At 55.6% G+C, this 21,580-nt stretch carries 20 protein-coding genes and 3 rRNA genes; 16 read left to right on the top strand and 7 right to left on the bottom strand.

The genetic code is table 11. The annotated features are described in order from the left end of the window. Window positions 1-16 precede the first annotated feature (16 nt). On the top strand, window positions 17-754 hold the full coding sequence (locus ACP8J1_RS11325; RefSeq protein ID WP_023020126.1) for a PspA/IM30 family protein: 738 nt from the start codon (window positions 17-19) through the stop codon (window positions 752-754). Here the strand turns inward: ACP8J1_RS11325 and ACP8J1_RS11320 are convergent. Continuing rightward, entirely contained in the window at window positions 751-1,848 is a 1,098-nt protein-coding gene (locus ACP8J1_RS11320) for an NYN domain-containing protein (RefSeq protein ID WP_023020125.1), read from the bottom strand. The two genes, ACP8J1_RS11325 and ACP8J1_RS11320, sit on opposite strands and share 4 nt — an antisense overlap. Window positions 1,849-2,051: 203 nt before the next feature. On the opposite strand from ACP8J1_RS11320, the gene ACP8J1_RS11315 reads away from it, so the two are divergent. From ACP8J1_RS11315 to rrf, 6 genes are all read left to right on the top strand, one after another. Then, window positions 2,052-2,426, top strand: a complete 375-nt coding sequence (locus ACP8J1_RS11315) for a GntR family transcriptional regulator (protein ID WP_023020124.1) — start codon at window positions 2,052-2,054, stop codon at window positions 2,424-2,426. Beyond that, a complete protein-coding gene (locus ACP8J1_RS11310; RefSeq protein ID WP_023020123.1) occupies window positions 2,423-3,226 on the top strand; it encodes an AAA family ATPase in 804 nt (267 codons plus the stop codon). The genes ACP8J1_RS11315 and ACP8J1_RS11310 overlap by 4 nt, the downstream gene beginning before the upstream one ends. After that, complete coding sequence (locus ACP8J1_RS11305) at window positions 3,223-4,194, top strand: hypothetical protein (protein WP_023020122.1); 972 nt, start codon at window positions 3,223-3,225, stop codon at window positions 4,192-4,194. Before ACP8J1_RS11310 ends, ACP8J1_RS11305 begins: the two co-directional genes overlap by 4 nt. Window positions 4,195-4,773: 579 nt before the next feature. Then, a 16S ribosomal RNA gene (locus tag ACP8J1_RS11300) occupies window positions 4,774-6,290 on the top strand. Between the two features lie 468 nt (window positions 6,291-6,758). Then, window positions 6,759-9,826 (top strand): 23S ribosomal RNA (locus tag ACP8J1_RS11295). A 137-nt stretch (window positions 9,827-9,963) separates the two neighbouring features. After that, a 5S ribosomal RNA gene (rrf, locus tag ACP8J1_RS11290) occupies window positions 9,964-10,081 on the top strand. The 16S, 23S and 5S rRNA genes sit together here, the layout of an rRNA operon. Before the next feature lie 332 nt (window positions 10,082-10,413). Here the strand turns inward: rrf and ACP8J1_RS11285 are convergent. Beyond that, on the bottom strand, window positions 10,414-11,424 hold the full coding sequence (locus ACP8J1_RS11285) for a pseudouridine synthase (RefSeq protein WP_084278933.1): 1,011 nt from the start codon (window positions 11,422-11,424) through the stop codon (window positions 10,414-10,416). Here ACP8J1_RS11285 and ACP8J1_RS11280 point away from each other — a divergent pair. The 4 genes from ACP8J1_RS11280 to ACP8J1_RS11265 all read left to right on the top strand — a co-directional run bounded on the left by ACP8J1_RS11280 (window position 11,405) and on the right by ACP8J1_RS11265 (window position 13,544). Continuing rightward, a complete protein-coding gene (locus ACP8J1_RS11280) occupies window positions 11,405-11,548 on the top strand; it encodes a hypothetical protein (protein WP_023020120.1) in 144 nt (47 codons plus the stop codon). The two genes, ACP8J1_RS11285 and ACP8J1_RS11280, sit on opposite strands and share 20 nt — an antisense overlap. A gap of 41 nt (window positions 11,549-11,589) precedes the next feature. After that, entirely contained in the window at window positions 11,590-12,489 is a 900-nt protein-coding gene (locus ACP8J1_RS11275; RefSeq protein WP_023020119.1) for a universal stress protein, read from the top strand. Window positions 12,490-12,608: 119 nt separating this feature from the next. Then, window positions 12,609-12,857: a GlsB/YeaQ/YmgE family stress response membrane protein gene (locus ACP8J1_RS11270; protein WP_005325340.1), complete on the top strand. Its 249-nt coding sequence runs from the start codon at window positions 12,609-12,611 to the stop codon at window positions 12,855-12,857. Between the two features lie 78 nt (window positions 12,858-12,935). Then, on the top strand, window positions 12,936-13,544 hold the full coding sequence (locus tag ACP8J1_RS11265; protein ID WP_023020118.1) for a TetR/AcrR family transcriptional regulator: 609 nt from the start codon (window positions 12,936-12,938) through the stop codon (window positions 13,542-13,544). Here the strand turns inward: ACP8J1_RS11265 and yidC are convergent. Beyond that, entirely contained in the window at window positions 13,501-14,445 is a 945-nt protein-coding gene (gene yidC / locus ACP8J1_RS11260; protein WP_023020117.1) for a membrane protein insertase YidC, read from the bottom strand. The genes ACP8J1_RS11265 and yidC overlap by 44 nt on opposite strands. Window positions 14,446-14,478: 33 nt before the next feature. Between yidC and ACP8J1_RS11255 the strand changes: the two genes are divergently transcribed. Then, window positions 14,479-15,141 (top strand): class E sortase, encoded by a 663-nt coding sequence (locus ACP8J1_RS11255; RefSeq protein ID WP_023031188.1) that lies wholly within the window; start codon window positions 14,479-14,481, stop codon window positions 15,139-15,141. Further along, window positions 15,141-15,293, top strand: coding sequence for a hypothetical protein (locus ACP8J1_RS11250; RefSeq protein WP_023020115.1), 153 nt, complete (start codon window positions 15,141-15,143; stop codon window positions 15,291-15,293). Before ACP8J1_RS11255 ends, ACP8J1_RS11250 begins: the two co-directional genes overlap by 1 nt. Here the strand turns inward: ACP8J1_RS11250 and ACP8J1_RS11245 are convergent. Further along, a complete protein-coding gene (locus ACP8J1_RS11245) occupies window positions 15,290-15,826 on the bottom strand; it encodes a DUF2020 domain-containing protein (RefSeq protein WP_034655585.1) in 537 nt (178 codons plus the stop codon). The genes ACP8J1_RS11250 and ACP8J1_RS11245 overlap by 4 nt on opposite strands. Here ACP8J1_RS11245 and ACP8J1_RS11240 point away from each other — a divergent pair. Continuing rightward, the gene (locus ACP8J1_RS11240) at window positions 15,825-16,988 is read left to right on the top strand and encodes a sensor histidine kinase (RefSeq protein WP_034655582.1); all 1,164 of its coding nucleotides are present in this window, start codon (window positions 15,825-15,827) and stop codon (window positions 16,986-16,988) included. The genes ACP8J1_RS11245 and ACP8J1_RS11240 overlap by 2 nt on opposite strands. 37 nt (window positions 16,989-17,025) lie before the next feature. Continuing rightward, window positions 17,026-17,664, top strand: coding sequence for a LuxR C-terminal-related transcriptional regulator (locus ACP8J1_RS11235; RefSeq protein ID WP_023020112.1), 639 nt, complete (start codon window positions 17,026-17,028; stop codon window positions 17,662-17,664). On the opposite strand, the gene ACP8J1_RS11230 is transcribed toward ACP8J1_RS11235, so the two are convergent. Continuing rightward, window positions 17,661-17,972 (bottom strand): histone-like nucleoid-structuring protein Lsr2, encoded by a 312-nt coding sequence (locus ACP8J1_RS11230; RefSeq protein ID WP_023020111.1) that lies wholly within the window; start codon window positions 17,970-17,972, stop codon window positions 17,661-17,663. The two genes, ACP8J1_RS11235 and ACP8J1_RS11230, sit on opposite strands and share 4 nt — an antisense overlap. Window positions 17,973-18,159: 187 nt before the next feature. Further along, complete coding sequence (locus ACP8J1_RS11225) at window positions 18,160-18,792, bottom strand: DUF6474 family protein (protein WP_023020110.1); 633 nt, start codon at window positions 18,790-18,792, stop codon at window positions 18,160-18,162. 69 nt (window positions 18,793-18,861) lie between these two features. On the opposite strand from ACP8J1_RS11225, the gene ACP8J1_RS11220 reads away from it, so the two are divergent. Next, window positions 18,862-20,295, top strand: coding sequence for a TM0106 family RecB-like putative nuclease (locus tag ACP8J1_RS11220; protein WP_023020109.1), 1,434 nt, complete (start codon window positions 18,862-18,864; stop codon window positions 20,293-20,295). Here the strand turns inward: ACP8J1_RS11220 and ACP8J1_RS11215 are convergent. Next, window positions 20,282-21,580, bottom strand: a complete 1,299-nt coding sequence (locus ACP8J1_RS11215) for a hypothetical protein (RefSeq protein WP_023020108.1) — start codon at window positions 21,578-21,580, stop codon at window positions 20,282-20,284. The two genes, ACP8J1_RS11220 and ACP8J1_RS11215, sit on opposite strands and share 14 nt — an antisense overlap.

Below are 21,580 nucleotides of genomic sequence, written 5' to 3'. Positions count from 1 at the left end.
AAGATAGGAGAAGATAATGGCTAACCCTTTCAGCAAAGGTTGGAAGTACATGATGAGTTCCTTCGATCAGAAGATTGATGAGAACGCTGATCCGAAGGTGCAGATCCAGCAGGCTGTTCAGGCATCCAAGGAGCAGCACCAGCAGATTTCTGAGTACGCCGCAGAAATCATCGGCCATAAGTCTCAGCTGGAAATGCAGATGGACCGCCTGGTGAAGTCCCAGCAGGACTACCAATCTCAAACCCAGCGTGCATTGGAACTGGCAGATGCGGCGGAGGATCCGCAAAAGGCTGCCGAATATAACCAGGCTGCGGAAGTTGTTGCTTCTCAGCTGGTTGCAGTGGAGCAGGAACTGGAAGACGTCAAGCAGCAGTACGCTGCCGCAGAGCAAGCTGCCGCGCAGGCCAAGAGCCAGCAGCAGCAGTCTGAGGCGCGCTTGAAGGAGCAGCTAGCCCAGGTTAGCCAGCTGGAGGCCCAAGCGGATCAAGCAGCGATGCAAGAAAAGAACGCTCAGGCCATTGAATCCATGAATCAGCTAAACCCGGATGATTCCGTGCCTACTCTTGATTCTGTGCGCGCCAAGATTGAAAAGCGCTACGCCGATGCCCTGGGCGCGCAAGAATTGCAGCATGCTACCGGCGGTGATCGCATTAGTGAGATTAAAGCGGCCGGCAATGACATGAAGGCGACTGCGCGCCTTGATGCCATCCGGGCGGATATTAAGAAGAAGAAAGAGCTCGAGTCCGGCGATTAATTCTGCCGGCGAACGTTAATTAAAACCCCACGAATCCCCGAGTGGAAACCATCGCGCAGGTTCACGCGCTGAGTTTCGGTCAGGGTGTATTCGTGCAGGGTTTCGCAGGCAAATTGCAGTAATGGGCGGTCGATCTCCGGGGGAAGCCCGCCGCCCGAAAGCAGGTGTGCCTGGTCGCGCTGCTCGGTGCTAGCAGCGTTATCGAACCACCACGAGGCGTATTGCTGGCCCACGTCAAAGGGGGACTGGAATCCAGCCGAGCTCCACACTTCTTCTGGCAGCGGAACATATTTAGAGCGCAGTTTGCGGCGAGGAGCCATCATGGATGGCTTTGGTGCTGGTTTCTCCGCGGGAGAGTCCTCCTCGGCGGGGGAATCCTCTGCAGCATCCACCTTGGGCGGAGCCGGCTTGGGCGTTGGGGCCGGGGTGGGCTTTTCGGTAGCACCGAAGGCTGCTTCCACCTCCGAAGGCTCGCCGCATTCGTCCGGCTCCGGCATTTCCTCGCTGTCCTTGTGCGCGTTTTCGCGCACCACTGGCGGAAGCGGGCCTTCCAATACCTGCAATTCCATAGCATCGGCGAAGTCCTCGCGCGGGTCCAAAATGGTGGTGGAATCGCACGCATGGCGCAGGGCGGAGGACATGGAGTCCCAGCCAAATCCATAAAGATGCACGCGGATGCCATTGTCCACGGCTGCCTGGGCACCGGGAATCATGTCTGCATCGCCGCTGACGAGAACAAAATCAGTGAATTGACCCTTCATGGCGGCGATGACCATATCCGCCACCAACCGGGTATCCACGGCCTTTTGGGTGCGGCGCTCACCCCACTCGATGAGCTGGCCAGTGCGTAGTTGTACGCCTTCGCAGGTGCGCAACGCCCGTTGGTAGCGGTGCGGGCCGGTATCGGGAATGCCGTCATACCAGTATTGGCGTTGGATCGGGGTTCCCAGTTGGTTCTCGATCATCCCGCCCATCGTGCTGACCACCTCGGGTAGATCGATTTCTAGTTGCGCGCGAGCTCCGGTGTCCCATGAGTTATAAAAGCTTGCGAGCAAGTATGAGGTATCGACAAAGACAAGTGTGCGTTCAAGCATGGCTCCTAAGTTCCGTTCTAATTGTTCTAAATAAAATTCTTTGTGGTTTCCAGTGTGCCCCATTAGTCACAAAACGTCGATAACATTGGACAAAATCCCAGCGCAGTAGGGGCAAAAAAGTTTTCTCTTCGGAAGTATTGCAGCGGTGGACTGTTGCCGATATGGTTGGTTACACAAGTAGCTAACCAACGAACCGAGGGTTAATGGATAATTCCACCCAACCACTCTTCCGCCAGATTGCTTCCTTGGTGGAAGACGCCATTGTGGACGGAACCCTGGGCGAGGGGGACCGGGCTCCGTCCACTAATGAGCTTGCTGACTTCCACAACATCAACCCGGCCACCGCTCGCAAGGGGATAAGCCTCCTAGTGGATATTGGTGTGCTGGATAAGCGTCGCGGCATCGGCATGTTTGTCGCAGACGGTGCCCTGGCGAAAATCCGCGAGCGCCGCAGGGCCGATTTTGCGGCGGAATACATGGCCCCGCTTGTGGATGAAGCTGTGCGGCTGGGGTACCACCGCGCCCAACTCCATGACCTATTTGATCGCGTTGCAGAAAGCCGAGGAATGTACTCATGATTAAGACACGAGATTTCACCTTTGCCGATGGCCTGACGCACGGCCTAGTTGGCCCCAACGGCATAGGCAAAACCACGCTCCTGCGCAAGATCGCCGGCCAAATCCAATCAGGCGGGATAACGGTCTTCGGGGAGAACCCTTTTGATAATCAATCGGTTCTCAACCGAGTCATTTTGATGGGGATTGATAACCCGCTACCGGATTCCTGGGGCATCGGAAAGCTGGGCGTCATAGGAAAGGCACGGTGGCCGCGATGGGACGATGAGCGGTTTAATGAGCTGCTGGTTCGCTTTGATGTTCCGGCCAAGGCTTATTCTTCCCTTTCCCGCGGGCAAAAGTCTGCGGTGGGCTTCATCTTCGCCGTTGCATCTGGCTGCGAAGTCATGCTTCTCGACGAACCCTATCTCGGCCTCGATGCACAGCGCCGGGAGCTCTTTTATCAGGTGCTGCGAGAGGAACACGGCCGCACCATGGTCATTTCCACCCATCACCTCAATGAGGTGGCGGGCCTTCTCGATACCGTTTCTCTCATGGGAGATAATCCAATTTCCGGTCCAATCGATGACTTCATCGAGGGGATTCTGGAGCTCACTGGTCCATCCGAGTCTCTCACCGCAGCGGCCGAGGAGCTGGGCCTTCCTGAGCTGACTAGGACAACCACGTCCTTAGGGGATCGCGTGCTTATCGACGCCCGCTCCGCTTCGACCGATCCCATTTTTCGCATTGCCCAGGCCAACGGCCTGCGTGTCAATGAGGTCTCTTTAGAGCGTGCGGTGCTGGCATTAGAGGAGAGAGCATGAAACTACTGTGGTACCTAGGCGATTGGTGGCTCTGGACCTTTTTCCTGTTCGCATTATTGGTCATGCCAGTCATGGCAGAGGGAACATGGAGCGTGCTCCCCGTAATCGCTTCCTTGGGGCTCGTGCTCTCCCTGCAGCCTGACTTTCAGAAATATCAACTAGTGGGCTTGGGATCGAAAATCTGGAACGAACATCGTCGCATTCTCGTCGCGCTACTCGCACTAGCGGCAGCCGTGGGCGCTCTCACTGTGCAGCTGTGGTGGGCATTGCCTGTTTATGCAGTCGCGACGCTATGGGCCATGTATCGCAGCGCCACTCCGAAACGCTCCGGGTACACCACTGTTGGCGTGCAACCTTCGAGCGGATTTGGTTGGTTCCCCCGCACCTTGGCCGGGCAAACGATCTATCGCCCGCAGGCCAAAGCTTGGTGTGGGGCGTGTTTGGCGCAGATGATTGGCTTAGTTCTCTACCAGTATGAGGACGCGGCTTCAGTGCTCGAATTCCTCGGCATCTTCATCTGGGTACTGACTGTTGTGCTGCTCGGGGCGGTCTTGGGCAGCTTAAGAAAATCCCTCCGCGAATACACGGTTATGGGAGGAAGTCGTAGAGATTGGGCCCTGCATACTGCAGTGCTCGGCCTGATACCTGTCCTCGCAGCCATCAGTATCAGCGCAGCACTGACGAATGACAGTGAACTCGTTACGGCCATCGCATTGCTTAGTGCGACCTGTGCCCCGGTTTTGGTCACGCTGGAATTTCTGGGAAAGAAGAACTGGTACCTATTCATCCTCTATGCGGTCCTCATAGCCGGAATAGTCGTCATTTACGTCCAGACCCCCATCCCCGCAATTGCCAAGTTCTTCTTGGCGGTGGCCTTCTATGCAGTATGGGCATTGACCCTCCCCAGCTACATTCGCCGAGCGAATGTTCACGGCGGCGGAATGAGTCGTTGGATGGGCGTATCTTAAAGCTCCCAAAATAGTAATTGTCCTGGGGATTTGTGTTTGTTTGAGTCGCTGTGTAACTTAATACGAGTCAGCGCGACCGACAGCGCCCCACAGGAACAAGAAAGTTCCTGGCTGAAGCGGCGATAGGAAAACAGGCCCTGACAAAATAAATTTTTCGCTCACGACGAGCTACACACGCAAGTGTGTCGTTGTTGTGTGGTGGTGATGTTTGAGAACTCAATAGTGTGCCAATGTACTTTTTATTTTTTGTGTGCATGGTTGTGTGTTGATTGGTTTGTCTGCCAGCAGGCTTAGTGGTTTGTTGGTTGGTGTGTGCCGGTTGGGTATGTGGAACACGTACCTTTTTGAATGCTGTTTGGTGTTTCGGCTGCATTGAGATGGATTGGTTGGCATGTGATTGTGTTTACCTTTTTGGTTTCCTCTTTTTGACCCCGTCGGGTTGAGGGGACTGTTTATTTTTTCTTTGTAGTAATTTTTTGGACGCCAGCATGAGCTGCATTTTGTGTGGTTTGTGGTGGTTTGTTCTTTTGTTGGGTTTCGGGCTTTTCACGGCCTGTTTCGGATTTGTTCTGAAATTTTTTTGTGGAGAGTTTGATCCTGGCTCAGGACGAACGCTGGCGGCGTGCTTAACACATGCAAGTCGAACGGAAAGGCCCTGCTTGCAGGGTACTCGAGTGGCGAACGGGTGAGTAACACGTGGGTGATCTGCCCTGCACTTCGGGATAAGCCTGGGAAACTGGGTCTAATACCGGATAGGAGCCATTTTTAGTGTGATGGTTGGAAAGTTTTTTCGGTGTAGGATGAGCTCGCGGCCTATCAGCTTGTTGGTGGGGTAATGGCCTACCAAGGCGGCGACGGGTAGCCGGCCTGAGAGGGTGGACGGCCACATTGGGACTGAGATACGGCCCAGACTCCTACGGGAGGCAGCAGTGGGGAATATTGCACAATGGGCGCAAGCCTGATGCAGCGACGCCGCGTGGGGGATGACGGCCTTCGGGTTGTAAACTCCTTTCGCTAGGGACGAAGCTTTTGTGACGGTACCTAGATAAGAAGCACCGGCTAACTACGTGCCAGCAGCCGCGGTAATACGTAGGGTGCGAGCGTTGTCCGGAATTACTGGGCGTAAAGGGCTCGTAGGTGGTTTGTCGCGTCGTCTGTGAAATTCCGGGGCTTAACTCCGGGCGTGCAGGCGATACGGGCATAACTTGAGTACTGTAGGGGTAACTGGAATTCCTGGTGTAGCGGTGAAATGCGCAGATATCAGGAGGAACACCGATGGCGAAGGCAGGTTACTGGGCAGTTACTGACGCTGAGGAGCGAAAGCATGGGTAGCGAACAGGATTAGATACCCTGGTAGTCCATGCCGTAAACGGTGGGCGCTAGGTGTGAGGGTCTTTTCACGACTTTCGTGCCGTAGCTAACGCATTAAGCGCCCCGCCTGGGGAGTACGGCCGCAAGGCTAAAACTCAAAGGAATTGACGGGGGCCCGCACAAGCGGCGGAGCATGTGGATTAATTCGATGCAACGCGAAGAACCTTACCTGGGCTTGACATACACCGGATCGGGCTAGAGATAGTCTTTCCCTTTGTGGCTGGTGTACAGGTGGTGCATGGTTGTCGTCAGCTCGTGTCGTGAGATGTTGGGTTAAGTCCCGCAACGAGCGCAACCCTTGTCTTATGTTGCCAGCATTTGGTTGGGGACTCATGAGAGACTGCCGGGGTCAACTCGGAGGAAGGTGGGGATGACGTCAAATCATCATGCCCCTTATGTCCAGGGCTTCACACATGCTACAATGGTCGGTACAACGCGCAGCGACACTGTGAGGTGGAGCGAATCGCTGAAAGCCGGCCTTAGTTCGGATTGGGGTCTGCAACTCGACCCCATGAAGTCGGAGTCGCTAGTAATCGCAGATCAGCAACGCTGCGGTGAATACGTTCCCGGGCCTTGTACACACCGCCCGTCACGTCATGAAAGTTGGTAACACCCGAAGCCGGTGGCCCAAACTTGTTAGGGAGCCGTCGAAGGTGGGATCGGCGATTGGGACGAAGTCGTAACAAGGTACCCGTACCGGAAGGTGCGGGTGGATCACCTCCTTTCTAAGGAGCTTTATTATTTGGGCACAGTTGTGCCTTGTCCTGCCACTTTGTGGTGGGTGTTGGTTGAGTGTGCGAGTGTCATGCTGCCAACGTTGTTTGTTTGAAAATTTCCGGGTGGAAGATACACCTTTAAGACAAAGACCGAGTGTTTGAATGGCGCTTTGTGACACACAGTGTCGTGCACAGTTTGAAAAAAGTATTTGTTTGTATGTTGGTGCATTGTTGGGTGTCTGGGGCATTATCCCCTTTTTGTGGTGCCTGACCATATGACTGGTGGACACAGTGTGTGTGCTGGTTTGTGGTTGGGGTGTTGTGTGAGAACTGTATAGTGGACGCGAGCATTAAACACGTATGGCAGGCTGCGCTTTTGTGTGGTGTGTTGTGTGTGTTTGTGTGATTTCTTTTTTGTGTTTATTTTGTCAAGTTCACTTGTGTGGCCGCCCGCGCTTTTTGTGTGTGGTGGTTTGTGTGTTCGTTATTAAGGGCGCATGGTGGATGCCTTGGCATGCTGAGCCGATGAAGGACGTGAAAGGCTGCGTTAAGCCTCGGGGAGTTGTCAATTAAGCGTTGATCCGAGGATGTCCGAATGGGGAAACCTGGCCCTGGTTATGTGGGGTTACCCTTCAGTGAATTCATAGCTGTTGTGGGGGTTTACGCGGGGAAGTGAAACATCTCAGTACCCGTAGGAGAAGAAAATAATAATGATTCTGCTAGTAGTGGCGAACGAACGTGGATGAGGCTAAACCGTGTGCATGTGATACCTGGTAGGGGTTGTGTGTGCGGTGTTGTGGGCCCTGATGTGCGGTGACTACCATTGCCGCGCCCTCGCATTGTTGTTAGGTGAAGTGGTTTGGAATGGCCTGCCGGAGTAGGTGAGAGTCCTGTAGCTGAAGATGATGATGTGTGGGTTGTTGGGTTGCCCGAGTAGCAGCGGGCTCGTGGAATCTGCTGTGAATCTGCCGGGACCACCCGGTAAGCCTAAATACTCAGTGTGACCGATAGTGTATGAGTACCGTGAGGGAATGGTGAAAAGTACCCCGGGAGGGGAGTGAAATAGTTCCTGAAACCATGTGCTTACAATCCGTCAGAGCACCGTGTGTGTGTGATGGCGTGCCTTTTGAAGAATGAGCCTGCGAGTCAGCGGCATGTCGCGAGGTTAACCCGTGTGGGGTAGCCGTAGGGAAACCGAATCCTAATGGGGTGTCAAGTGGCATGTCCTGGACCCGAAGCGGGGTGATCTACCCATGGCCAGTGTGAAGCAGCTGTAAGAGGTTGTGGAGGCGCGAACCCACGTAGGTTGAAAACTGCGGGGATGAGCTGTGGGTAGGGGTGAAAGGCCAATCAAACTCCGTGATAGCTGGTTCTCCCCGAAATGCATTTAGGTGCAGCGTCGTATTATAGCTTGGTGGAGGTAGAGCGACTGGTTGGTTGAGCGGGACTACAATCTTAGCAATGTCAGCCAAACTCCGAATGCCACTAATTGTGTTGTACGGCAGTGAGACTGTGGGGGATAAGCTTCATAGTCGAGAGGGAAACAGCCCAGATCGCCGGTTAAGGCCCCTAAGGGTGTACTAAGTGGAAAAGGATGTGGGATCGCGAAGACAGCCAGGAGGTTGGCTTAGAAGCAGCCATCCTTGAAAGAGTGCGTAATAGCTCACTGGTCGAGTGGTTCTGCGCCGACAATGTAGTGGGGCTCAAGTACACCGCCGAAGCCGCGGCAACAATTTTTTGTTGGGTAGGGGAGCGTCGTGCATGGGTTGAAGCGTTACCGTAAGGAGGCGTGGACTGTGTGCGAGTGAGAATGCAGGCATGAGTAACGAATTGATAGGTGAGAATCCTATCCGCCGGATGACTAAGGGTTCCTGGGTCAAGTTCGTCTTCCCAGGGTGAGTCGGGACCTAAGGCGAGGCCGACAGGCGTAGTCGATGGATAACCAGTTGATATTCTGGTACCCGTACATGCGCGCCCATGATAAAGCACTGATACTAACCACCGCGGATGCATTGCTGGTCTTCTTTGAAGTCTGGTGGTGTTGATGTCGTGGGGCCTGATGTGTGGTTCAAGTGATGGGGTGACGCAGTGAGGTAGCCACGCCACTTATTGGATTGGTGGTGTAAGCGTGCAGACCGTGTGGTAGGTAAATCCGCCGCACATTTTGGTTGAGGCGTGATGCGTAGACCCATTGGGGTTGATGGTGGTGATCCTGTACTGTCGAGAAAAGCCTCTAGCGATGTGTGTGTATGGCCCGTACCCTAAACCGACACAGGTGGTCAGGTTGAAAATACTAAGGCGTTCGGGTGAACTGTGGTTAAGGAATTCGGCAAAATGCCCCCGTAACTTCGGGAGAAGGGGGGCCCTACGATGTGAGCATCCTTGCGGTGTTAAGCGTTGTGGGGTCGCAGAGAATAGAGGGAAGCGACTGTTTATCAAAAACACAGGTCCATGCGAAGACGTTAAGTTGATGTATATGGACTGACGCCTGCCCGGTGCTGGAAGGTTAAGAGGACCGGTTAGTCAACGTTGTTGGCGAAGCTGAGAATTTAAGCCCCAGTAAACGGCGGTGGTAACTATAACCATCCTAAGGTAGCGAAATTCCTTGTCGGGTAAGTTCCGACCTGCACGAATGGCGTAACGACTTCTCTGCTGTCTCAACCACAGGCCCGGTGAAATTGCACTACGAGTAAAGATGCTCGTTACGCGCGGCAGGACGAAAAGACCCCGGGACCTTCACTATAGCTTGGTATTGGTGTTTGGTTCGGTTTGTGTAGGATAGGTGGGAGACTTGGAAGCTATCACGCTAGTGGTGGTGGAGTCGTTGTTGAAATACCACTCTGATCGGATTGAGCATCTAACCTTGGCCCATGATCTGGGTTGGGGACAGTGCCTGGTGGGTAGTTTAACTGGGGCGGTTGCCTCCCAAAATGTAACGGAGGCGCCCAAAGGTTCCCTCAGCCTGGTTGGCAATCAGGTGGTGAGTGTAAGTGCACAAGGGAGCTTGACTGTGAGACAGACATGTCGAGCAGGGACGAAAGTCGGGACTAGTGATCCGGCACCTACTTGTGGATGTGGTGTCGCTCAACGGATAAAAGGTACCCCGGGGATAACAGGCTGATCTTCCCCAAGAGTCCATATCGACGGGATGGTTTGGCACCTCGATGTCGGCTCGTCGCATCCTGGGGCTGGAGTAGGTCCCAAGGGTTGGGCTGTTCGCCCATTAAAGCGGCACGCGAGCTGGGTTCAGAACGTCGTGAGACAGTTCGGTCTCTATCCGCCGCGCGCGTTGAAACTTGAAGAAAGCTGTCCCTAGTACGAGAGGACCGGGACGGACGTACCTCTAGTGTGCCAGTTATCCCGCCAGGGGTATCGCTGGTTGGCTACGTACGGAAGGGATAACCGCTGAAAGCATCTAAGCGGGAAGCCTGTTTTAAGATGAGGTTTCGTTAAGGTCCCCTAAAGACGATAGGGTAGATAGGCCAGACCTGGACGCACTGTAAGGTGTGAAGGCTACTGGTACTAATTGACCACAACAAACACCAACACACACTATGTGTGCTGGCAAAACAACAAAAACAAGAAACAACAAATTTGTCACTGTCGTGACCGCGTCCACTATGCAGTATCTGACACAACACCCGAACACCCATTAAAAAGAGGGTAGATGTTCTGAAGGTTTGTCGGTGGTCAATAGCTGCAGGGAAACGCCCGGTCCCATTCCGAACCCGGAAGCTAAGCCTGCACACGCTGATGGTACTGCAACCGGGAGGTTGTGGGAGAGTAAGTCACCGCCGACACCAAACAACAAACACAACAAAATACAACAAAGAAGAAGAGGACGGTATACCACCGCCCTCTTCTTTTTGCGTTTTACCAGCCCTCCCGGCCGGTGGAAGGCCTCATCTGCAAAGCCAAGAGTACGGCTGAAGGCTATGGAGGGGAGAGTCTGGGCGGACTCACATCTTGTCACCGGCCCACAACGTTGCAAGGGTGCCCCGAGCTGTCTATGCAGTCTCGGGCTATTGAGCTATTTTTACTACCACCACACTGCCTATCCTGTAGCAGCCATCGGTTTCAACATAGGCCATCGAGAAGCCGCTAGCACGAGGCTCGGCGTACCGGGCTTGTGCTACTGAAAATCGATGAGACGGTGTGTGTATAGCGGCAGGGCGGACTCAAACTCGCGCGGCTTTTCACTCAGGGGATCAGTAAATTCGATGCGCGTGGCCGTTAGGTGCATGGGGATACGCATATCCTCTGCTTCTTCGGGAAAGATTTCTGGATAGACTGGGTCACCCAGGATAGGTACGCCTGCTTGCCACATATGGAGACGCAATTGATGGGTCTTACCCGTGGTGGGGTTTAATGAGTAAATTCCTAATTCTGGCAGGTGGCCGTGTAGTTTTTCATAAGGGGCATTGTCTATGCGGTCGACTGAAGCGAGGGTAGTGAACGCATTAGGGGGACCGTCGCCAATTCGGCCCTGGATTTCGCCGGGGGTCTTGGTGAGGTGCGAGGACCATTGGAGGGGCGTCGGAAAGCGCCGGTATTTGGCGATCGCTTGATAGGTTTTTGCGACTTTCTTTTCAGCGAAAAGGGTTTGGTAGGCACCGCGCACCTCACGGTGTTTGGTAAATAGCAAGATTCCGGATGTAAGTCTGTCTAGACGGTGTGCTGGTGCTAGTTCGCTATTTCCGGTCATTCGCCGCAGCTGGACTGTAGCGGTCTGTACGATATGTCGCGCCCGTGGCATGGTGGCCATGAACGGTGGCTTATCGGCGATGAGAATGTGTTCATCTTCATAGAGAACGGGGATGTCATAAGGCACCGGTATCTCGGGTGCCGGCATGCGGTAGAAAAAGACGTCCTCATCTTGGCGCAAGACGGATTCCGGTCGGAGCTGGGTTTGGTCGCGTAGGACCACCTCGCCGGAGTCAAAGCGCGCTTGGAGCGCGGCGGCGTCATCGTGAGGATGCCGGTGGCGTTGTGCCGAGATTACTGCACTAAGAAAATCCCAGGCGGTTATGTTTGCCTCAGGGGTGCGCACGCGGGTTGGGTTTAGGCCGTCTTTAATCGGTAAAGGCGTGAAACCTTTTCTGCGATGTACTAAGGTTTTGTCCATGGATTTTAACTCTCTCATTGAACCGGTTGTTGCCTTTTTCTCTGAAGGTATCGGCGCCGTAATTCGCACCGTCTTGGAATTTGTTTACACCGTTATGTTCCCGTCGAATTCTGAGGCCGCAACCATCAACCCTCAAGCCTAATCCGTACTACAATTAAGGTATAACCACGGAAAGGACACATCATGGCCAAGGAAGACATTGTAGTCGTTGCCGTTGACGGTTCGGAAGCATCCAAGAATGCAGTCCGCTGGGCCGCAAATACGGCTATGAAGCGCGAGATTCCTCTTCGAATTGCATCGAGCTACACCATGCCGCAGTTCTTGTACGCAGAGGGCATGGTTCCGCCGAAGGAACTTTTCGATGACTTGCAGGCCGAGACGCTGGAAAAGATCGAAGAGGCTCGCGCTATCGCTCATGAGGTTGCCCCAGAGCTGAAGATTGGTCATACGGTGGCTGAGGGCTCCCCGATCGATATGCTGCTGGAAATGTCGCATGATGTCACCATGATCGTCATGGGTTCCCGCGGCATGGGTGGCTTGTCTGGCATGGTGATGGGCTCTGTCTCCGCTTCGGTTGTCTCCCACGCTTCTTGCCCAGTGGTTGTCGTTCGCGAAGATAATCACGTTACGGAATCCACCAAGTACGGTCCTGTTGTGGTCGGTGTGGATGGCTCTGAGGTCTCGCAGAAGGCCACTGCTTATGCATTCCGTGAGGCGCAGGCTCGTGGCGCCGCTTTGATTGCGGTTCACACCTGGATGGATATGCAGGTACAGGCTTCCTTGGCTGGTCTTTCGGCCGCCCAGTCTGAGTGGGCTGATATCGAGAAGGAGCAGAGCGAGCTGTTGGCTGAAAACCTCAAGGAGCCGCGCGAGGAGTACCCAGACGTAGAGGTCAAGCAGCTTATCACCCGGGATCGTCCAGTGAGCGCTTTGACCGAAGCCGCAGAAGGTGCGCAGCTTCTGGTTGTGGGCTCCCATGGCCGCGGCGGCTTTAAGGGTATGCTCTTGGGCTCGACCTCTCGCGCATTGCTGCAGTCTGCACCATGCCCGATGATGGTTGTTCGCCCGGATGAGGACAACTAAAAGCTACTGCGTATAAGGTGCTCCGCCCATGTAGGCGGAGCACCTTTGTTGTTGCGTACCCCCCTAGGGCCGGTTCGCTCGTGTACGTTGGAGTGTACCCGTTAATTTAGGAGGATTGCATGAATTTGGGTTTGGGGCTTTTTAGCTCGATTGTTATCGGTATTATTGCTGGCTGGCTGGCAGAAAAGATTATGAAGCGCGACCATGGCTTGTTGACCAACCTTATTGTTGGTGTGCTGGGCGGCATTATCGGCGGAATGATTATCCACTTCCTGAACATTGAGGAAGGCGGATGGATCTTCTCCTTGATTGCTGCTACCGGTGGTGCTTGTATCCTGTTGTGGATCGTGGGGCTCATTAAGAAGTAGCCCGAATCTAATTCGCGTACAAACCGGTTTGTCTATAAGGTATAGATGAACCGGCTTTGTCGTTTTAGAGAGGAAACCATGGCAGAAAAGAAGTCGCGTCGTAATCGGCCCAGCCCGCGTAGTCGGCTGCTGGAATCGGCGACCAAGCTCTTTACTACCGAGGGCATTCGTGTCATCGGAATTGACCGTATCCTGCGTGAGGCGGATGTAGCTAAGGCTTCTTTGTACTCCTTATTTGGTTCCAAGGATGCGCTCGTAATCGCCTATGTGGAAGCTTTGGACGAGAAGTTCCGCCAGGATTGGGAGCAGCGCACTGCGGAGATGACGGATCCGGATCAAAAGATCCTGGCCTTTTTTGATAAAGCGATTGAGGAAGAACCCAAGCAGGATTTCCGCGGATCCCACTTTTTGAATGCGGCCGGAGAATACCCGCGACCAGAAACTGAAGCTGAGCACGGGATCGTGGCCGCATGTATTGAGCACCGTAACTGGGTGCACTCTACCTTGACGGCATTGTTGACTGAGCGCAATGGGTACCCATCCTCTTCGCAGGCGAGCCAGCTTTTGATCTTCTTGGATGGTGGTCGCGCCGGCGCTCGGCTCACCAAGGAGATTGGGCCGCTGCAGACGGCTCGCGAACTGGCTACTCAGATGCTTTCTGCTCCCCCTGCTGATTATTCGATTTAAGGTACTTTCGTGCCTCCATACGTAGCCGGTTGACCCGCTTCTTCTCTTCCTTGGAGAGGGCGGGTTCTTTTTCGCGCTTGCGCCAGCGGCGAATGCTGTCTCGGCGCATAGTATGAACGTCCTCAGTAAGTGGGTAGTCGCGGTGCAAAATGATCTCAAACATGGCGGTTTGGATCAGCGTGAAGAGATACGCGCAGCCCCAGTAGAGAATGATTGCTACCGGGATTGGTCCGGTTTGGGCCAAGTGCCATAGGAAGAATGGGATGACTAAGAGCAAAAAGCCCATGATGATGAAGACGCGACGGTTGACCTTTTGATCAAACTGAGTGGTGCGGAAGCTGCGCACCAGAGAAATAACAGAATTAGCCATGGTAAAGGTAATAGCGGCTATCAAGATGGGGTTGATGAGGTCGCCGTGTTCGCGGGCGAAATCCGTCAACGGGGCGCCGTAGAAGGTAGTTTGGCGGAAGGCCGACACATCGGAGGCATTCAGCATTCCCACGGTGGTGGAGCCGCGCTCGATATTAGACATGCGCAGGAGCACCTGGTAGAGGCCGATGAAGGCCGGGATCATGATGAGTGGGGGAAAACAGCCCGCTGCAGGGTTATAGTTGTAGCTCTTCATGAGGTTCTTTTCCTCTTGCATGAGCTCCACCATTTCCTCGGTAGTGGTGGCGTTGTTCATCTGCTTTTTGATGCGGTTGTTTTCTGGGCGGATGAGTGCGCCGATACGGGCGGAACGTACGGAAATCCAGTTCAGGGGGACAACGACGCCACGCACGGTGATAACGAGCAGAATGATCGAGATCAGCCAAGCCGTGGATTCACTGACGAAGCTGCTGACGATCCAGTGCCAGAATTTCATGATTCCAGAAACCGGGTACATGAAGACTTCGTACATACTTAACCTTTCATGGGCAGTATGGTCTAAGGCATGACTAAAGTTCTTGGGGAACTCATGCTAACCATTGGCGTGGTTCTTTTACTCTTTGCATTCTATGAAGCCTATTGGACAAATGTAGAATCCGGGCAGTTGCAAGAAGAGGCGAGTGCCGATCTTGAAGAGCAATGGAGGAACCCACGCCAGAAGATGGAGCCGGAATTGGGCGAGGCATTCGCCCAGCTCTACATTCCCACCTTTGGTTCTGACTATCACTTCGCCATCATTGAGGGCACCAATGAAGATGATCTGCTCCGCGGTCCTGGTCGCTACGTAGATTCCCAGATGCCGGGGGAGATGGGAAACTTTGCCGTTGCCGGCCACCGCGTGGGCAAGGGGGCTCCCTTTAATGATCTAGGCAAGCTGGAGACCTGCGATGACATCGTGGTGGAGACGCAAACGGAGCGAATCACCTATCGCGTACTGCCCATTGATGGAGAGCAGGTGGATTGCTTTAACGGAATACCGCCGGAGTATTCCCACGTGGTTGGCCGGCATATTACAACGCCTGGCGATGTCTCAGTGACCAACCCAGTACCAGAGTCTGACGCCGCGCCGAATCGCGAGATCCTTACCCTGACCACGTGCCACCCGCAATTTTCCAATGCGGAGCGCATGATTGTGCACGCTATGGAAGTAGAAAAAGAGGAGAAATAATGTATCGCGCTTTATGGAATTTTTTGCCGGGGCCGACACCGGTGAAAGTCATCTTGGCCATCGCCATTGCGGTGGGAGTTTTCTTCCTGCTGATGGAGGTTGTATTCCCGTGGCTGTCGCCAATGATGCCGTATAACGATGTCGCGGTCTAAAGGCCTAAGTTCGCAATCGCCTCGTGGGCGATCTGCTCTGATTTAACCGTTTGTTGCTGGTTGCTCCAGACCAGCACCGCGTGCGTGTCCTTCTGCACGGCGTATACGGCGTGTTCATCGACCACGCCCCGGCCGCCTTCCCAACCGTCAAAAGAGGCGGGTTCGGTGGCGTCGATAGGTGCGGCCCAATCCACTGCGGCGCGAGCGTCTTCGGCCGTGGGCATATCCCGCACGATGACGGTGGCTTGTGGATCGTCCTGATAAGACCAGAATACGCAGGCTGGGGTGGGAAAGCGCGTGTCGATGCCCTGTTTGGTCAGGCGCTGGCCATTGGTTTTTTCTAGCCAGCCGGGGCCGATATAGGGGCAATCGCTCCAGTCATTGACCTCCGCGGTCTGAGAGACGTTAACCTCGGGTGCTTGCGATGATTCTGGGGTTACCGGGGTGTTTGGCGCAGGGGCGGGCGTGGATGAATCGCAGCCGGCGATCCCAAAAGCGGCTAGGGTGAAAAGGGGAAGTAGGCTTTTGCGCATGAACTCCACAATAGACCGGGATACCGATGCACTCCGCACCGGCATCCATATCCTCACCGCTGGCCTGCTGGTGGTCGGCATTTTCACCTCGGCGCGGATGCCGCTTTCCCAAGCGATTATTAACCTGCTGCTCTTGGTGGGTTTTGCGGCGGTATATTTCGCGGGCTCGGTGTACGGGGAGAACTGGGCTAGGCCGGTGCGCTACCTATGGCTATGCATCCTATCGGTGCTGTGGATAGCGGACCTTTCTGTGGCTCCAGCGGCAATCTATTTGGTCTTCGCGATGTTCTTCCTGTACCTCACGGTGCTGGATATGGCGGCGGGCATAGTCTGCGTTATTGGAGCCTCAATCATCACCGTGGCGGTGCAGATACCGCAGGGGCTGACCTTTGGCGGGGTGATGGGACCGGCAGTTTCGGCGCTGGTGACGATAGCGATTACCTACGCTTTCCGTACGCTGTCACGGATGAATAAGGAGCTGATAGAAACTCGTTCGCAGCTAGCGGCCACGGAGCGCGATGCTGGCATGGTGGCCGAGCGTCAGCGCATTGCGCACGAGATTCATGACACCCTTGCCCAAGGGCTGTCTTCTATTCAAATGCTTTTGCATTCGGCGGACCGCGATTTGGATAAGCAGGACGTGGACAAGGCGCGAGAGCGCATCGAATTGGCCCGAAGGACGGCCGCGGATAATCTACACGAGGCTCGGGCGATGATTGCGGCCTTGCAGCCGCCAACGCTCAATGAGGCTTCCCTTGAGGCGGCGTTGACCCGCATGGCGGAGAACTTTGGTGCTACTGGAGACATCCACGTAGAGGTGGAATCCGAAGGTGAAGTACAACAGTTGCCCATGAAGGTAGAGGCGGCGTTATTGCGGATTGCGCAGGGGGCTGTGGGGAACGTCGTCAAGCATGCAGGGGCGAGCCGCGCCCGGATTACGGTGACCTATGAGGGCGATGAGGTGCGCCTGGACGTGGTGGATAATGGCAAGGGCTTTGATCCGGCCGCGGTGGAGAGTACCCCTGCAGGGCTGGGACATATTGGGCTGGCCGCAATCAGGCGCCGCGCGCAGGAGCTAGGCGGGGAGGTCATTATTGAATCCGCGCCGGGGGAGGGCACTGCTGTGTCAGCTAGTATGCCCTTAAACAGCCGAGTAGATTAAACTTTTGGTTGACAATGACATCGATAGGAGGAATGTCGTGATTCGGGTCCTATTAGCAGATGACCACGAAATCGTCCGGCTAGGCTTGCGCTCCGTGCTGGAGGGCGCAGAAGATATCGACGTCGTAGGGGAGGTCGCTACGGCCGAAGCTGCGGTTTCGGCTGCGCAGGCGGGCGGCATCGATGTCATCTTGATGGACCTGCGCTTTGGCGCCGGCGTGGAAGGGACCCGCGTTATGGGTGGTGCGGAGGCTACCGCGCAGATTCGATCCGCCATGGCCACCCCGCCCAAGGTTCTGGTGGTCACTAACTATGACACCGATGCGGATATTCTCGGCGCGATTGAGGCCGGCGCCGTGGGCTATCTCCTCAAGGATGCACCACCGCAGGAGTTGCTCGCGGCGGTACGCTCGACTGCGGAGGGCGATTCGGCGCTTTCTCCTATCGTGGCCGATAGGCTAATGACTCGCGTACGCACGCCGCGTACTTCCCTTACACCGCGCGAGTTAGAAGTATTGCAGCTGGTGGCAGCCGGTGCTTCAAACCGCCAGATTGGACAAGATCTTATGTTGTCTGAGGCCACCGTGAAGTCCCACCTTGTGCACATTTATGACAAGTTGGGTGTGCGTTCGCGCACCTCCGCCGTGGCGGCTGCGCGCGAGCAGGGCGTGCTCTAGTTGGCAGCGTTGTAGGCCTCGATGACGTCCTGCGGGATCTTGCCCCGGTGCGCCACTGGCAGCCCTTGGGTGCGTGCCCATGCGCGGATCTGACTCGGATTGGCGCGCTGTGCATTGATGTCCGGGGCAACGCGGGCGGCATCCACGTAGGGGGCGAGAAGATTATGGAAGCGACGCGCGTTATCCGTGGAGAGATCGATAAGGTAGTTTTGACCGTTCACGCTGAAGTGAATGACTTCTAGCTGGTCTTCGGGAATTAGGGTGTGGTCCAAGTCGTCGTAAAATTGGGTCACTTCACGGCGGGACATTTTGCCTCCAATTTTCTAAATGCACACCAAGCAAAGAGAGCATTAATGGTGTTTCAGGGATAGGGCGATTAGAAGATTATCCGCATCTTTTTCTGGCTGAAAAGACTTTCCCCGAAAAATTCCGGAACTTTATGGAAAATAAATATATGCCACCACCGCCCCCTATTCGGTGGTGGCATAAATGATTTTACTGGGCCAGACGCTGCTGGATTTCCGCAGTAATGGAGTCAATCTCCGAGCTAATGGTCTTGTGTGCGCGGCGGCGCTGCTGCTTAGTCATAAACTCAGCATTGTCGATGGCGGAGTCTACTTCCTGGAGGCGGTCGCGCACATCGCGCTTGAATCCGGCCGGGATATCCGTGTTATCGAGGGAATTGCGGATACCTGCGGTGCGGGCCTTGAGCGGGGCACCGTAGCCGGAAAAGGAAGCCATCTGGTCTGAAGTTACGCCGGCTTTGGCGGCCTTTCGCTTTTCGCCTTCGGTTTTCAAGCCTACGTAGCCGCGGTAGAGAAGTGGCAGCAGCAGGGGAGCGGCGGTGCGCAGTGCACCGGCGTAGCGCTTGACGTTATCGGAATTAAAACGGCCGGCCTTGAGCTTGGCCAGTTCATTCTTGGCCATCTTCTCCTCGTGCTTGCGGCGCTTCTTTAGCCCCTTTTCCTCAGACTTGATGAGGTGCTTTTCCTGCTTGGCCAGGAGCTTTTGCTGGCGACGGCGGTCTTTAGACTGGGCCTTTACCTCTGCCTTAGCGCGGGTCTTGGCAGCCTTTGCCTGTGCGCGTGCTTCTTGGCGGGCCTTTTTAATTTTCTTCAGAATGCTCATTTAATTTCCCTCACGTTTGATCGAGTCTGGATTCAACTTTACCTTGCCATTCTATTAAGCTCACCCGGTGTGGAGGATGTGGTTGTTGCTTCGGACCTTGTGGGATGCCGTTACCGCTTAGTGCAGCGGCGTGCGCACCCCGAGATGCCGCGTACCCATGCCTCGATTGCCCGGGCGGAGCGCCACGCCGCCGCCGTGGAGGCGGTCATGCAGATGCTTCCGCGCAGGGGTTCCGGTCGTTTCCGCCGCATCGATTTAGAAGGCGATGAGTGGGAGCGCTCCATGCGCACCCTTGAGGCTGTGGTTTCCGGATATACGCACATCACCAATGCGGTCTTTGCTACCGAGGAGTGGATGGTGCACGTGGATGTGCTGCTGCGTGAGGGCGATAAATACACCCCGATCATCGTCTCCAATCATCGTGTGGCCCGCAAGAATGACACGAAGACGACGCTGGCGGTGCCCACCCACAGGTTGGGGCTGAGCGAGCCGCTCGAAGCCCCGTATAAGCTGCGCCACCATGCGGTGGATGGCTACCGCTTAGCTTTTGCCGCTCGTGCTTTGCAGGATCTAGGGCTTGATTCGGGCCGGGGCGGAGCCATTGGACAGGATCGCACGCGAGCATTTTTTACTGACACGGCCAGGTTTGATCTGGAACGCGCGTGGAATCAGCCGCTGCCTACTGCGCCGGTACGGGTTAAAGAGTGCGCTAGCTGCCGCTTCTGGTCTTTGTGTGAACCAGAGTTGGTGGCGGCGGATGATATTTCGCTCTTTTTATCCGGCGACCGCGCTAAGCCTTACCGCGAGCGAGGTATTACTTCCGTGCAGGCGCTTATCGACGCCGACCTGGGCGAACCCTCCCGCCTTGCAGCCGCCTGGCGCGCCGGGGAAGTATTGTTGCGCCGCGGTGACGTGAACGTTCCGCGGGCGGACGTGGAAGTAGACGTGGATATGGAAGCCTACCTGGACCAGGGCGCGTATCTATGGGGAGCGTGGTACGACGGCGAGTATGTCCCTTTCGTGACCTGGGAGCCGTTGGGAGGGCGCGCCGAGGCGGAAAATTTTGCGGCCTTCTGGCGCTGGCTGATGGATCTGCGGGCGCAGGCGCATGCGCAGGGTAAAACCTTTGCTGCTTATTGCTACTCTGCCCATGGCGAGAATCACTGGATGCGTATGTCCGCGCGGCGTTTCCACGAGGTGGATGAGCGGGAGGTAGAAGAGTTCATCTCCTCGCCCGAGTGGGTGGATATGTTTGCCCACGTTAAAAGATCCTTCGCCGGCCCCTTTGGCCTGGGCCTGAAGGTTGTTGCGCCTGAGGCTGGGTTTACGTGGCCAGAAGAGGATTTCGACGGCGAAGAATCCGTGAATGCGCGGCGCGAGGCGCTAGCCGGGGACCTCGTGGCGCGGCAGCGTTTGCTGGACTATAACTCCGGCGATGTACAGGCCACCCGCGCGGTACGCGAGTGGATGGATGCCGGAGCACCGGGGGTTAAAGCGCTGTAAATAGGGCGTACACGACCGCGAGGATCGCTATGCCCATATATACCTGGTTCCATTCAGGTCCCGGCTTGGGATCTGGGCCCTCCGCCTTTTTCATTAAGACCTGTTTCTGGGCTTTGACCGCTCGGGCGATGAGCACGGGGTAGACAGCCAGAGAAAGGATGCACAGAAGGGAGGCGGCCACCTTGAGCAGGGAAACATCGGTACCGATCCAGATGAGTAGCCCGCCATTGACGAATGTGGCACGCAATAAGCCGAGTTTGTCTAGCTGCTGTAGGCCCGCTCGGACGGCAGAGGGGCCGCCACCCATGGTGGTGGGCAAGAGGTAACTCATGACGCCGATGAGGAGCTGACCGGCAAACCCCACCAGCAAGGCGAGGGAAGGCAGTGCCGGTTCAGGGGTGAAAAAGTGCTGGACGGTGTAATACGCCAAAGACAGCACCAGCCATAACGAGGCCATAAGGACGGAGACCGAGGCGAAAGTAATGCGATCGCGCGGGTCTTTAGCCACTGTGAGCACGTTGTCGAGCCACTGCTGCAGACTCAGTACCCAACCGCAGCAGTACATGATTAGGCCCAACTGGGGGAATCCGAGGAAGGCCCCAATGATGGTGGCGGCCACGCCGACGGCGAGCAGGGCAAAGGAGGAACGCATGTGGCGATTGATACCTTGGGTGCGCCAAATGGAGGGGAAAAGGATGGTGAGGGAGCCGGCCGCTGCCAAGCCGATGAAACCGCCGATATTGGCGGCGATATGGGCGAGCAGCAGCGTAGGGTGGCCGGGGTGGACCGCTAGCAGTGCGCCAAACATGGCGCCTACCGGCAGGCAGAGGGCGGAAAGTGCATAGGCGCCCACCACCGGCCGGAAGCGCTTTTCTTTGGCGCCGCGCCATTGCCGGAAGAGCGATGCCGCATGCCAAAGCATCATGAGAGTAATGAGCGTGGCTCCCACCTGGGTGACTATCCAGTGATGGGACCAGAATTCCATAAGGACTTGGCCGAGTAGCGTGATGATGATGCCGGCATTGAGGCCATAGATGCGACCCAATTGGGTGGGCCGGGCGGAATCGGGGAGGCGCTGTTGGGTGAATTTTTCCGTCAGGTGCTGTGACCAGACCATGATGCTATTGCTCACTAGTCCGAGGGTGAACAGGTGAATGAGCACCCATCGGTAGTTCGGCACCAGGGTATGCGTGGCACCCACGAGGATGAAGACCATCATCCACAGAGATACGGGCCGAGAGGCCCTTCGGTGCCACGTCCGCGCCGACCACTTATTCTCAGGCAT

It is taken from the genome of Corynebacterium sp. LaCa_205 (genome assembly GCF_057458085.1).
This window is presented reverse-complemented; position numbering and strand designations above follow the sequence as displayed.